This window comes from Burkholderia sp. BCC0506 (genome assembly GCF_902833145.1).
GTDB lineage: Bacteria > Pseudomonadota > Gammaproteobacteria > Burkholderiales > Burkholderiaceae > Burkholderia.
On record NZ_CADFEN010000001.1, the window covers coordinates 494,297 to 506,948 of the forward strand.

A 12,652-nucleotide genomic window follows, 5' to 3' on the forward strand; every position below is an offset into this window, starting at 1 on the left:
TTAATAGATAATATATGCATGGTGGTCGGAATGAATTTCGAAGTCAAGGCGGATCGCTCGCTGGCCGATCGGATCGCCGTCGCATTGGCGGACCGCATCATCTCGGGCGCCATCGCGCCGGGAGAGTGGCTGCGTCAGGATCACATCGCCGCGGAATTCGGCGCGAGTCATGTGCCGGTGCGCGAGGCGTTCAGACGGCTGGAAGCGCAGGGGTTGGCCGTGGTGGAGCCGCGCCGAGGCGTGCGTGCAGCGCCGCTCGAGCCGGCGGACGTACTTGAAATGGCAAAGATGCGCGCGGCTTTCGAGGCGCTCGCGCTGCGCGAGGCGATTCCCGCTCTCGACGCACCTGCGCTGGAGGAACTCGATGCGATCCTCGGCCAGGAGTCGGCGGCGCACGGCATAGCCGTGCTCGGCACGCTGAACCTGAGGTTTCATCGCGCATTGACAGCGCGATGCGGGATGCCGCGGCTCATCGACGCGATCGGCGACATGCATCGGGCCAGCTCACGGCATCTGTATGCGACGTGGCAGCAGCTCGACTGGCAGCACCGCTCGAACGACGAGCATCGAAACATCGTGCGGGCGATACGGGACGACGATGTGGACGCAGCGTGTGCGGCGCTGTCCGCGCATATTCTGGCTGCGGGTGATGCACTGGCTCAGGCGTTGCGTAGCCGGTAGGGACGCGGGTCGGGCCGGGGGCATCAAGCGGTCCACAAAGGCCGGTTTTGGGAATGGCTGGCGTTTTCTCCGGGGCGGCTATAGGCACACGCGTCGGGCGGCATCCGGCCATGAACGGTCAGTCGACTTGAGCATCCGAATTGTTCACAATCGCTCGTGTTGACCAAGGTCGACGCACCAATGGCCGTCAGGAGGAGCTACACCATTCGTGGAACCGTTCGAATACCCGAAAACCAACGTAATCGAGTTTTCGCTTGTACAGCCAACGGTAGTAGCAATCCCAATAACTGATCATTCGATCATGCGTGCGTTTCATGAAAACTGGGTTTTCCCTGAAAAAGGCCCCGTAAACGCATTGATCCATGGATGGCAAGTTCGCTTCAATCTCGGCGAGGATTTCAATTACATACTCGCCGCAAAGGTGCACGATGAAAGGCACAATCCAAGGCTCGGGTGAAGTGGCCAGCCGCCCGATTTGGCGCTGGCGCACATGTCCGTCAAGGTGCCTCGTCAGCACGCAAGCATAGATGGCCGCTTGAGCCGAGTTCAGCTGAGGGAATAGCGTGTCATCGCATTCGTGGTGAATTCGATACGGGATGTTGAGTGATTCGCCTCGAACAACGACAGCCGCCCCGGGATGAGTTGCGGTGCTGGGTCGAATCAAATCCGTGACGACGGTCACTTCGGAGCGAAGCACTTCGGGAAAGGCAGTCAGCAAAGAACCGCTTTGAACTCCGTTATTCGCTGCCCGGGTGCTTGCCATAGGGTTTCGCCGTCAACGTAAATCATGCAATTGTGTCATACGTAGACCGACGGTCGGTGGTGCCTGCGAATGTCCGCATTGGGTTTCTGGGAGTGTCCCTTCCGGGTCGATCTGCGTCGGTCGCACGTCGCAGGGCGGTTGCCGGCCGAGTTCGGCTGCCAGGAACGGTCGTTCGACACGATGATTCAAATCGTCCACAATTGCCCTAGCGAGCATCTCAAAGACGCATACCCACAAAGTGGTTCGCTGTCGCTCGATAGCCGTCTATCGACGATACATTGGATGTGGCAGATCGGCCGAGGGATACATGGCTATTCAGAGTGCAATTGTCCGGGTGGCAGCATTGGCTGCTGTGCTTTACGCCATGAATCGCCTTAAAGAGCGGCGCAATGCTGGCGATATCATGCCCGCATCGACGAATGTCACGACCCGGCGCATTGCAGGGATTGTGACAGGGCTAGTCATCTTTGCCTTGATTGCATGCTCTGAGCGACACCTGATAGCGGCGACTTTCGGTTAACTGCGAAGCTCGGGCTTTGACCGAGTGGAATGATCCGTGACACTTTGTACATTCTTTCGAACTGTTCGAAGGTCGGCTCAAGGGTAGCATTTGCTGACTGTGTCGGGTGGTAATCGGCCAGAAGCGGTCGCTCGACGTCAGGGGCTGAATTGTTGGCAATCGATGCGTAATCTAAACAATAAACTCACGACCAAATCTTCAATATGATCAAGCTCACCAAACGGGCGATCCTCGACGGGCCACTGTCTCATCACGAACGGCAATTAATTGCTTCAAAGATTGTGCAACTGGGCGATGCAAAAATGACCATCACCTCACACGGATACCGGCTTGGAGAAGACGAGACGATCCTAGCTGCTGCTACACGAGGTGCCAAAGGCTATACGAAGAAGAGTCGTAACAGTCCGGCTATCGCCATGATGGACGTAATTCTTGCCGCTAATCGTGACTACAATAAAGCCGTCAAGCCTTATGTTGACGATATGCGAAAGCGTTATGGGCGATTGACGATGAAGCAACTGGGAGGAATGGCTGCCGCCGCAGCTAGTGCAAGTGAATTCAAAGTCGTGTGGGGGCACAATGATGCACGGAAGTTCGAAATCCTCAAGGCGTTATTGAAGACTTTCACTCCTCGATTGGGGCAACTCGATACTCCCGATAACGACTTTACGGTCATCTCTGCGTGGGCGAAGACCGCGCATTTGTCAACCAAGGCTACGGATCCCGTAGGGCGGATCAAAGATATCGGCATCGCAACGTTTCAGCATCTGCGAATGACATTTGGGGCAGATACGATCAAGCCCGATCTTCGTGTTAAAAATGTGCTTGAGCGGGAATTTCATCTGCATCTGTCAGATCGGGATGCTATCCTGGCTGTCGAGCAAATGGCAAAAGTCGTCGGGCACACTCCACTTTTGATCGACCAAATATTTGTGAAATATGGTTCGGGGTACTACTATCGGATGGACTCGGATGCTGTCCGAAAGGCGGTCACGCATATCGTCCGCAACCTGAAAACTATGGATTTTCCGATTGAGAAGATCGCCGAAGCTACCGGATGGTCAACCCGCGACGTAGAAGGCGCGTAGCACGATCGGACCGGTCGCATCGAGCTTGCCGACCTACGCGGGCGAACACATGCACGAGGGCTAGATCAGACTACGCTCGAATTCACTTCGAGTTGTCCGTCCCCAACAAATATCGCGAAAGCGAAGGACCGCTATTGGGGAATGCAAACGTCGCGTTCGGATCGATCTGCGCCGGTCGCGAGTCGCAGGGCGGTTGCCGGCCGAGTTCGGCCAGCAACGGCCGGCCGGACCATCTAAGTCTCCGCCCTCCAATAGTTGGGCACGATCATTGCGTCTCGCGGTCGACCGGGCCATTGTCAAACGTGTACTGACCAGACGACGGAAACACAAATACGCTATAGGAAGCTAGAGGCTCTGCGAAAGCGCCCATGTTCTTCGCGCTAACTCGAAGCGATAGGCGGCCAGATTGATTTACTTCAACATCACCGGGCAGGCCAACACCAAGAACTGGAGATTTAACCCACGCAATTTTTCGTTTTGGGAGTGCCCCGCCTTTCAGGTCAAGTTCCAGTTCAGAACGTATCTCAGAATACCCAGCCCTAATAGAAGTCCGATACTGATCTAGCTTCTCATTTGAAAGAGGGCTCTTGAGTGCGTCAAGAGGAAGAGTGTCATTCACAATGTAGCTATAGATTCCAACCCACGCTTTTGAATGCTCTTTCGGCGGAGGCTGGCTTGATTCAACGCGAGCTGATACTACGGTGCTAATCCCGTTATTCTCGTCCGATACATATAGCAAGACAAATGGTTTAACCGTCACCGAGTCAGAAATAACGGATGCATCGTCGGCCGTCAACTTGACCATCGGCCACGCCGCACGGGCCTCCGTCAACGCATCAATCGTGTACAGACTAGAGAGGGTGGCGGACTTCCCCATTAAATCTGTAATGCGATCGGTATTGGCAGCGTTCGCCAAAACCCCGAGCGGACCCAATAGCAATCCAGCCGCCATACTACCCCCGGTGGTCTGTTGAAAAAACATCGACCGACCAGGAACTTCGTATGCGCGTGGTGCAACATTGGCCCTTGATGGACGCTCAGCGCTTAGTTTGATAGTTGAGCCCGACAATTGTGCTGGAATTTGTGCAGGCTTGACAGCTTGCAGGTTTCCGCAAGCACCCACGATGCACGATCCAAAGATCACAGCAATAGATTTAAGTATTTTTTTCATGTTTGTTGGAAAGTAATTTCGTGCAATGCCGCCGGGTGAATAGATGGCAGCAATAATTGCTGCTCCTGCATATGCCCGTCAAGCCATTTCTGCGCTCACTTCCAACAAAAATCTACGCACTTCAATTTCATTTCCGTTGTAGTCGGAATGAATCGAGGCCGGCGCTGATGGCGACCAGCGTCTCGTCGCAATTCGCATGCTACGATCCGCCGTCGTCATAGAGTATATCGGTTGGATTCGCGGCTAATGTGTCCAACTGTGTCAACAATGGAATGCTAGGAACTGTTGAGATGGGCGTTCTGTGCTGTTAACGTGCGTTGCCTAGTGCAGGCTTCGAACGCGCGTGCGTGCTGATGCCCGTGACTGCAATGCAGCGCGCAAATGTCTCCTCTCGGTGAGACAGCAGAATAGCGCCCATGCTGACTGAGTGACTCATATGGCTCGGGTGCGGCCGTGCACGTCGGGCAGCGGTCGGCCAGAAGCGGCCTTTCGTGCTTCGCCACCCAGCGTCTGCTTGTCATCCCGAATCAGCCACTCGGACGCACAATTGGGAGCGCGTGGAGCAAGATCGTTGTCACAGAAGGGTTCTTCCGGTGGGCGAATTTTGTCCGGCCTAGAATCTCTTTGATCCATGTACGGGCAGGACAAAGCCAACGAAGCGCCAAGTGACGGTCATTGCACAACTTTCGGATATTCATGTCCGGCCTCACGGCGCCCTGTATCAAGACGCAGTGGATTCAAATGTAATGTTTTCGGCAGCCGTCGATTCGCTGAACCGCATTCGACCCGAACCAGACCTGGTTGTCATTTCCGGCGACCTGACGGACGAGGGCACCGAAGACGAGTATCGAAAGCTTCGCGAGTTGCTTGTCGCGTTGAGGCGACCGTTCGTGGTTCTGCCGGGTAATCACGACGACCGTGGCAATCTGCGAGCCGCGTTCCCGGATCACACGTGGCTTCCGAACGAGGGGGCACTCTCGTTCGCGCTAGACGTGGGCGAACTACGCCTCGTGGCGTTGGACACCTCCGTTCCTGGACTACATCACGGTGAACTGGACGCCGAAACCTTGGCATGGCTCGACACTGAACTTGCCGAGCATCGCAGTCGGACCGTGGTTATCGTCATGCATCATCCACCGTTCATGACCGGCGTTCCTTATCTGGACATCTACGGGTTGCGAAATGCGAATGCATTTGCCATGGTTCTTGCGCGGCATAGCAACGTCGATCGCATTCTCGCTGGGCACGTCCACCGGTCGATGCAGACGCGTCTTGGGAGCGTTCCGGTATTCACCTGCCCGAGCACGACCACTCAGATTGCGCTGCAAGTGGAAGCGGACGCGCAGCCCGCTTCTTTTCTCGAACCACCTGCATACATGCTGCATCGCTGGACAGATCGAGGTCAGTCAGCGGTCTCCCACTTGTGTTACGTGGGGCATTTCGAAGGCCCGTTCCCCTTCGCGTAAACGCTCCCGTCAAGTACACAGCGGCCGATGACGTACGAGGCATTGGCACTCTATAGACACGTGACCGCTTGTTACCTCAAGGCAGACATCTCAACTTTCGACGTCAAGATCCGCAGCGGGTCGGCTACAACCCACCGCATCGGGTTGAATCCGCAGCCAACACCGGACATTGGATCGGCGGGACTGAATCGGCGACAATTTGTTGAAACCAAGTGAAACATCGACACAGGGGGGCGCTGGTGGCCATCAATGGAAGCGAAACGGAAGGCGCGTTTCCCACGCTGACAACTTCCCGGCTGTCACTGCGGGAGCTTTTGCCCAGCGACGCACCGTCGCTGTTCGCGGTGCATGGCGACGCTGAGGGTATGCGCTGGTTCGGTACCGATCCGATGACCGATATAGCAGAGGCCGACAAGTTGATTCAGGTATTTGCCAACTGGCGGCGCAGTGGCTCTGGCGTCCGTTGGGCCATCGAGAGACTTTCGGACGGCCTGTTACTTGGTACGTGCGGCCTCTTCCGATGGAATCGAAACTGGCGAAGCTGCGCCGTTGGCTATGAGCTGGCGACGTTTGCGCGTGGCAACGGATACATGAACGAAGCGCTTTCTGCCGCGATCGATTACGGTTTCGACATGATGCAGATAAACCGCATCGAAGCCCAGGTTCACCCTCGGAACGCATCGTCTATACAAGTGCTGGAGACGCTGGGCTTCGTTCGTGAAGGCTATCAGCGTCAAGCCGGGTACTGGCGTGGTACCTATCACGATCTCCTGCAGTTTTCGTTGTTACGTTCCGATTGTGGACGTCGCGGCTAACGGGCGGGTCAACGCCCTTGGCTGCGAAATAATCCCTGTTTTCACCACTACGATCGCCTGCGCGAGCTCATGCTTTGTACAACGCATGACCGTGACCGTCAGCACGGCGACGGCGACTTGTAGTGTGACACCTTCGTTTCGATCGACGGCTCACGACACGCTGCGCCGCATCCGCCGCACCTGCAGCCAAATGGCGGATATCAGGAAATAAAGCGCGCCTACTCCCGCGTAGCCCGCGATCTTGACGATCGCGGGCGGCATCGGCGCGTGGCTCTGGATAATGAAGAACAACCCGGCCAGCGCCGATTGCGCGCCGCTCAGGATCATCACCCACTGCGCGCCGGCATGCTTCCAGCGACGCACGGCGGTGCCGAGCTGCATCGCGCCGGAGAGAATCGCCCAGACGGAGAGAATCGCCCAGACGCCGAACACCGTGAGCACCGCGTGCATGCCCGCATTCAACGCCGGTAATACCGCCAGTGTCATGATGGCACTGATCGCGACGTTGACTGCCTGCGTGCGGTTTGCCGCCATCCCGCCGCTGCGCGAAAGGTCGACGAAATTGGCGAGCGCATCCCAGGCCGGATAAACGACCAGCAGGACCGCCGCGCCGGCCGCGCTGTGCCGGCCGACGGAAAACGCCAGCGCGACCCAGATCAACGAGAATATCGCCCGGGAAAAATAGTACCGTTTCAGCCATTGTTCGTCGGCAGCAGCGCGGAAATCGGGGTAGCGGTCAACCATTTGCACTCCTTTCTACATTGAATCGTCGTTCCGGTCGGCGCGCGCGGTGTCCGCCGTGCGGATACTGATGCGGTGCCAGCCGGATCTCCAGTGCGCCGAGTATCGCAATCGCGCGCGCCTGCCGCTATCGGTCAGATGTCCGATGGCGACGTCCGCCGGCTGCGTGCACCGATGCGGACGAACATCGCGCCCGGCCGGCCGCGGCGAGCCCCGATGCGCAGGCTCATGCACGGCGCGACGCGGTCGCGTATGATCGTTTTCCCATCTTCGCGAATGCCTTCCCCCGCCCGATGTCCGACGCCGAAGCCCGTCACGTCCCGCTGCGCATAGTCGACGCCGTACGTGCGCTGGCCTTCATCGGCGACCTCAGCATGGGCCAGCCGACCGATCACTCGCCGCGCACCGGCTGGCTGGCGTCGCGGCTCGCGCACGCGGCACGCTTCGACGCATCGGTATGCGACACGGCTCGCGAGGTGGCGCTACTGCGCTGGTCGGGCTGCACGGCGAACGCGGCGGGTTTCGCGCAGGTATTCGGCGACGATGTCGCGATCCGCGCCGCGATGCTCGAGAACCGGCCCGGCATGGCCGAAGCGATCGGCGGCGCGGGCGTCGCGATGATCCCGCTCGCGCAAATCCATTGCGAAGTCTCGGGCGAGGTGGCGCGAATACTGGGTCTCTCCAACGCGACGGAAACCGCGCTGCGGCATATTTTCGAAAGCTGGGACGGCAACGGGCTGCCCGCACGGCTCGCGCGGGAACAGGTGCCGGCCGCCGTGTCGATCGTCGCGCTTGCGGGCGACCTCGACGTGTTCAGCCGCACGTACGGCATCGAGCGCGCCCTCGAACTGATCCGGCAACGCGCGGGGGCACGTTACCCGACCGTGCTCGTCGAGACGGCTACGCGTGACGCACCGCGCTGGCTGGCGGCGCTCGAACAGATGGCGCCCACCGACCTCGACGCCGCATTGGCCACGCCGGACATGCAGGGCGCGACGTCCGCCGAATTGATCGCGGACGTCATCGACCTGAAACTGCCGTGGATGACGGGTTTTTCGCGTTCGGTCGCCGCGACGGCGGCCGCCTGTTACGGCCGTCTCTCGCCGGACGAGGCCGCGCGCGAACGCGTGTACCGCGCCGGGCTGATTCATGGTATCGGCAGGGCCGCGGTGCCGAACGACGTGTGGAATCTCCCGACGCGGCTGCCTGCGAGCGCCTGGGAAAAGGTGCGGCTCGTGCCGTACTGGACCGAGCGCGCCGGCAGGCAGACCGGCGCGCTCGGCGAAGCCGCGGTGCTGGCGTCGTATGCGTACGAACGGCAGGACGGTTCGGGCTATTTTCGCGGCGTGCGCGACGCGGCGCTGACGCTGGAAGCGCGTGTGCTGGCGGCGTCGCTGGCGTGGGTCGCGTTGCGCTCGGTGCGTCCGTGGCGCGCGGCGCTGAGCGAGGCGGCGGCCGCCGGCCAGTTGCAGGAAGAAGCGGCGTGCGGCCGGCTCTGCGGCGAAGTGGTGGCCGCGCTCGTGACGGGCGGGGCGCCCGCGCTGCGGCGCACCGCCACGCGAGCGTCGCCCGCCGGCCCGCGCCTGTCCGCACGGGAAATCGACGTGCTGCGGGCGATCTCCCGCGGCGCGAGCAACAAGCAGGTCGCGCAAGCGCTCGCGATGAGTCCGAGCACGGTGCGCACCCATGTCGAGAAGGCGTTCCGCAAGCTCGAATGCTCGACACGCGCCGCGGCGACGCTCAAGGCGTCGGCGCTCGGGTTGCTCTGACGCGATCCGCGACGCGGAGTCGTTTTCGTGTGTGCGCGGACGGGCGGCCCGGCGTCACCCGATCAATCGAGCCCGCCCTGGCACAGATACTTGATCGACAGGTAATCGTCGAGCCCGTAGCGCGAGCCTTCGCGCCCATAGCCCGATTCCTTGACCCCGCCGAACGGCGCGGCCTCGCTCGCGAGCGCGCCTTCGTTGATGCCGACGATGCCCGTTTCGAGCCGCGCCGACACGCGTGCGATGCGCCGCACGTCCTGCGTGTAGAAATACGCGGCGAGCCCGAACGGCGTGTCGTTCGCGGCATTGACCGCTTCGTCCTCGGACTCGAAGCGAAACAGCGCGGCGACCGGGCCGAAGGTTTCCTCGCAGGTCAGTTGCATGTCGGCGGAGGCGTCGGCGAGCACCGTCGGCGCGTAATAGTTCGCGCCGAGCTCGGTCAGGCGCTTGCCGCCCGTCAGCACGCGCGCGCCGCGCTCCACCGCATCGCCGACGTGGCGCGCGATCTTGTCGACCGCGCGCGCGTTGATCATCGGGCCGATCTGCGCGGCCGGGTCGGTGGCCGGCGCGACCTTCAGCGCGGCGACGCGCGCGGCGAGCTTCTGCGCGAACGCATCGTAAACACCGGCCTGCACGTATACGCGGTTCGGCGATACGCACGTCTGCCCGCCGTTGCGGAACTTGGCGGCCATCAGCCCATCGACCGCGGCATCGAGTTCCGCATCGTCGAACACGATGAACGGCGCATTGCCGCCCAACTCCAGCGACAGCTTCTTCAGGGTCGCCGCCGATTCGCGCGCGAGCAGCTTGCCGACGGCCGTCGAGCCGGTGAACGTGATCTTGCGCACGCGGGCGTCGGCGAGCCAGTCGGCCGCGGCGTCGATGCCACGCTCGCGCGACGCCGTGATCAGGTTCAGCACGCCGGCCGGCACGCCGGCTTCTTGCGCGAGAAACGCGAGCGCGAGCGCGGTCAGCGGCGTGTCCTCGGCCGGCTTCGCGACCACCGTGCAGCCGGCCGCGAGCGCGGGCGCGATCTTGCGCGCGATCATCGCGAGCGGGAAATTCCACGGCGTGATCGCGGCGACGACGCCGATCGGCTCCTTCACCGCGCTCAGCCGCTTGCCGCGCTGCTGCTGCGGGATCAGGTCGCCGTACGTGCGCGTCGCTTCCTCCGCGAACCACAGCACGTACGACGCGCCGTAGGCGACTTCGCCGCGCGCTTCGGCGAGCGGCTTGCCCTGTTCGCGCGACATCAGTTTCGCGAGATCGTCGGTGTGCGCGACGATCGCCGTATGCCAGGCACGCAGGATCGCGGCGCGGTCGCGCGCGGGCGTCGCGCGCCATGCGGGCAGCGCGCGGGCTGCCGCGTCGGTCGCCGCGCGTGCATCGGCGGCGCCGCTGTCGGGTGCGTGGGCAACGGTCTCGAGCGTGGCGGGATCGGTGACGGCGAAGCGGCGGCCGTCGAGCGCGTCGCGCCAGGCGCCGTCGATCAGGTTGGCGGTGCGAACGAGTTCGGTTCGGGACAGCGTAAGCGGCATGACAGTTCCTTGAATGAAGCGGTTCGGCGATGAACGCGGCACGGCGCGGGCGCGACGCACCCCGCGCGGACAGCGGGCTGCCGCGTTCCGGGGTGACGCACGCCGCGTGTCAGTGACGTTCGCCGAACAGCGATTCGAGCGGGTAGTGCCGTTTGACGAACGGCGACTTGATGATCACGTAACTGAAATACTTCTCGATGCCGATGTTCTGCTCGAGCAGCCCTTCGACGATCGTCTGGTAATGGCTCACGCTGCGCGTGATGAACTTCAGCAGATAGTCGTAGCCGCCGCTCGCGAGATGGCATTCGACGATCTCGTCGACGTTGCGGATCGCCGCGACGAAGCGGTCGAAATCCTCGCGGCGGTGGTCGGCCAGCGTGACCTCGGTAAACACGACCTGCACGTCGCCGAGTTTCTCGAGCTGGATGTGCGCGCCGTAGCCGCCGATGTAGCCGGCCTTCTCCAGCCGCTTCACGCGGATCAGGCACGGGCTGGGCGACAGCCCGACCGCATCGGCCAGCTCGACGTTGGTCATGCGGCCGCGTTTCTGCAACTGGGAGAGGATGCGCAGGTCGATGCGATCCAGCTTGCTGTCCGTCATGTTCACGTGAGAGGGCAAAAATGGAATGTCCGGTTACTTTAGAGTCGAACGATGGCCGCCACAAGCCCGGCTTTCCCTTGGCCGGTCAGGCCGGCAGCGCGTGCGCGGCATCGAGCGCGCGCCGCACGCCCGCATCGGCCAGCACGTCGTCGAGCGTCTTGCGCACGCGTTCGAACATCAGGTCGAACTCGCCCGCGGTGAAGCTCAGCGCCGGCGCGAAACCGAGCACGCCGTCGCCGAACGCGCGGAACACCACGCCGTTCGCGTACGCGGCGGCGGCGATCTTGTCCGGTACGTTCAGCGCCGCGTCGAAGCGCGTCTTGCGCGCCTTGTCGGCCACCAGTTCGAGCGCGCCGAGCAGGCCGACCGAGCGTGCGTCGCCGACGAGCGGATGCGCGCGCAGCGCGTCGAGCCCGGCGGCGAAGCGCGGCGCCATCGCCTGACCGTTCGCGAGCAGCCCGCCTTCGTGATAGAGCTTCAGCACCTCGAGGCCGATCGCCGCGCTCACCGGATGCGCGGAATACGTATAGCCGTGCCCGACCACGGGCGAATCGGCACGATCGCCCGCGATCCCTTCGTAGATTTCGTCGGACATCAGCACCGCGCCCATCGGCGCGTAGCCGGCCGTCAGCCCCTTCGCGACGGTCATCAGGTCCGGATCGACCCGTTCGGCCTCGCACGCGAACAGCGGGCCCGTGCGGCCGAAACCGGTGATCACCTCGTCGGCGACGAACAGGATGCCGAGGCGCCGGCACGCGTCGCGCATCGCCTTCAGCCAGCCGGCCGGCGGCACGATCACGCCGCCGGAACCCTGCACGGGCTCGCAGAAGAATGCGGCGACGTTGTCCGCGCCCAGTTCGGCGACCTTCGCTTCGAGCGCGGCGACCGACGCGGCGATCAGCGCCTGCGGATCGTCGCCGAGCGGATGGCGGTACGGGTAGGGCGACGGGATATGGTGCTGGTCCGCGCGCGGCACATCGAAATGACGGTGGAACGCCGGCAGCGCGGTGAGCCCGGCGCCGAACGACGACGAGCCGTGATAACCGCGCTCCAGCGCGATCATCTGCTTTTTCGCCGGGCGGCCGGTCGCGTTGAAATAGTGCGTGATGAAACGCACCGCGGAATCGACCGCGTCCGAGCCGCCGAGCGTGAAGTACACGCGGTTCAGCGACGGTGGCGCGAGCGCCGCGAGCCGTTCGGCCAGCTCGATCGCGGGCTGCGAGCCGAAATGGAAATAGCCGGTCGCATACGGCAGCTTCGCCATCTGGTCGGCGGCGGCTTTCACGATGCTGTCGCGGCCGTAGCCGACATTCACGCACCACAGGCCCGAGAACGCGTCGAGCAGCGTGTGGCCCGCGGCGTCGCGCAGGAACACGCCGTCCGCGGATTCGAGCACGGTGACGCCGCGCGCCTCGTGCGCACGGTAATTGACGACGGGGTGGATCAGGTGTTGACGATCGGCTTCGATCAGCGCGGCTTGGTTCATGGGAAGGCAGGACTCT

Annotated in this window: 13 protein-coding genes; 6 read left to right on the forward strand and 7 right to left on the reverse strand. The window is 62.2% G+C overall.

Annotated elements, in window-relative coordinates; all coding sequences use genetic code 11:
- The first annotated feature begins 30 nt into the window (after positions 1 to 30).
- Complete coding sequence (locus HWX62_RS01975) at positions 31 to 681, forward strand: GntR family transcriptional regulator (protein ID WP_244135921.1); 651 nt, start codon at positions 31 to 33, stop codon at positions 679 to 681.
- Positions 682 to 868: 187 nt separating this feature from the next.
- Here HWX62_RS01975 and HWX62_RS01980 read toward each other — a convergent pair whose 3' ends face one another.
- Positions 869 to 1,444 (reverse strand): hypothetical protein, encoded by a 576-nt coding sequence (locus HWX62_RS01980; protein ID WP_244135922.1) that lies wholly within the window; start codon positions 1,442 to 1,444, stop codon positions 869 to 871.
- Positions 1,445 to 1,751: 307 nt separating this feature from the next.
- Between HWX62_RS01980 and HWX62_RS01985 the strand changes: the two genes are divergently transcribed.
- Positions 1,752 to 1,964 (forward strand): hypothetical protein, encoded by a 213-nt coding sequence (locus HWX62_RS01985; protein ID WP_175930678.1) that lies wholly within the window; start codon positions 1,752 to 1,754, stop codon positions 1,962 to 1,964.
- A 203-nt stretch (positions 1,965 to 2,167) separates the two neighbouring features.
- Complete coding sequence (locus tag HWX62_RS01990; protein WP_175930677.1) at positions 2,168 to 3,052, forward strand: hypothetical protein; 885 nt, start codon at positions 2,168 to 2,170, stop codon at positions 3,050 to 3,052.
- Between the two features lie 265 nt (positions 3,053 to 3,317).
- Here HWX62_RS01990 and HWX62_RS01995 read toward each other — a convergent pair whose 3' ends face one another.
- Positions 3,318 to 4,223: a hypothetical protein gene (locus tag HWX62_RS01995; protein ID WP_175985072.1), complete on the reverse strand. Its 906-nt coding sequence runs from the start codon at positions 4,221 to 4,223 to the stop codon at positions 3,318 to 3,320.
- 665 nt (positions 4,224 to 4,888) lie between these two features.
- Here HWX62_RS01995 and HWX62_RS02000 point away from each other — a divergent pair.
- Together HWX62_RS02000 and HWX62_RS02005 are read left to right on the forward strand one after the other, a co-directional pair.
- A complete protein-coding gene (locus HWX62_RS02000) occupies positions 4,889 to 5,689 on the forward strand; it encodes a phosphodiesterase (protein WP_175932596.1) in 801 nt (266 codons plus the stop codon).
- Between the two features lie 239 nt (positions 5,690 to 5,928).
- Positions 5,929 to 6,504 carry a GNAT family protein gene (locus tag HWX62_RS02005; protein ID WP_175932680.1) on the forward strand — a complete coding sequence of 192 codons (576 nt, stop codon included), beginning with the start codon at positions 5,929 to 5,931 and terminating at the stop codon, positions 6,502 to 6,504.
- A gap of 150 nt (positions 6,505 to 6,654) precedes the next feature.
- On the opposite strand, the gene HWX62_RS02010 is transcribed toward HWX62_RS02005, so the two are convergent.
- Positions 6,655 to 7,248: a DUF308 domain-containing protein gene (locus HWX62_RS02010; RefSeq protein WP_175932597.1), complete on the reverse strand. Its 594-nt coding sequence runs from the start codon at positions 7,246 to 7,248 to the stop codon at positions 6,655 to 6,657.
- A gap of 131 nt (positions 7,249 to 7,379) precedes the next feature.
- Positions 7,380 to 7,640: a hypothetical protein gene (locus HWX62_RS02015; RefSeq protein ID WP_175932595.1), complete on the reverse strand. Its 261-nt coding sequence runs from the start codon at positions 7,638 to 7,640 to the stop codon at positions 7,380 to 7,382.
- On the opposite strand from HWX62_RS02015, the gene HWX62_RS02020 reads away from it, so the two are divergent.
- Positions 7,539 to 9,014: an HD domain-containing phosphohydrolase gene (locus tag HWX62_RS02020; RefSeq protein ID WP_175932598.1), complete on the forward strand. Its 1,476-nt coding sequence runs from the start codon at positions 7,539 to 7,541 to the stop codon at positions 9,012 to 9,014. The genes HWX62_RS02015 and HWX62_RS02020 overlap by 102 nt on opposite strands.
- Before the next feature lie 62 nt (positions 9,015 to 9,076).
- On the opposite strand, the gene HWX62_RS02025 is transcribed toward HWX62_RS02020, so the two are convergent.
- The 3 genes from HWX62_RS02025 to HWX62_RS02035 form a co-directional block, all read right to left on the reverse strand.
- Entirely contained in the window at positions 9,077 to 10,549 is a 1,473-nt protein-coding gene (locus tag HWX62_RS02025) for an NAD-dependent succinate-semialdehyde dehydrogenase (protein ID WP_175932599.1), read from the reverse strand.
- Between the two features lie 109 nt (positions 10,550 to 10,658).
- Positions 10,659 to 11,150, reverse strand: coding sequence for a winged helix-turn-helix transcriptional regulator (locus HWX62_RS02030; RefSeq protein WP_006749694.1), 492 nt, complete (start codon positions 11,148 to 11,150; stop codon positions 10,659 to 10,661).
- A gap of 85 nt (positions 11,151 to 11,235) precedes the next feature.
- Positions 11,236 to 12,636: an aspartate aminotransferase family protein gene (locus tag HWX62_RS02035; RefSeq protein ID WP_175932600.1), complete on the reverse strand. Its 1,401-nt coding sequence runs from the start codon at positions 12,634 to 12,636 to the stop codon at positions 11,236 to 11,238.
- Positions 12,637 to 12,652 lie beyond the last annotated feature (16 nt).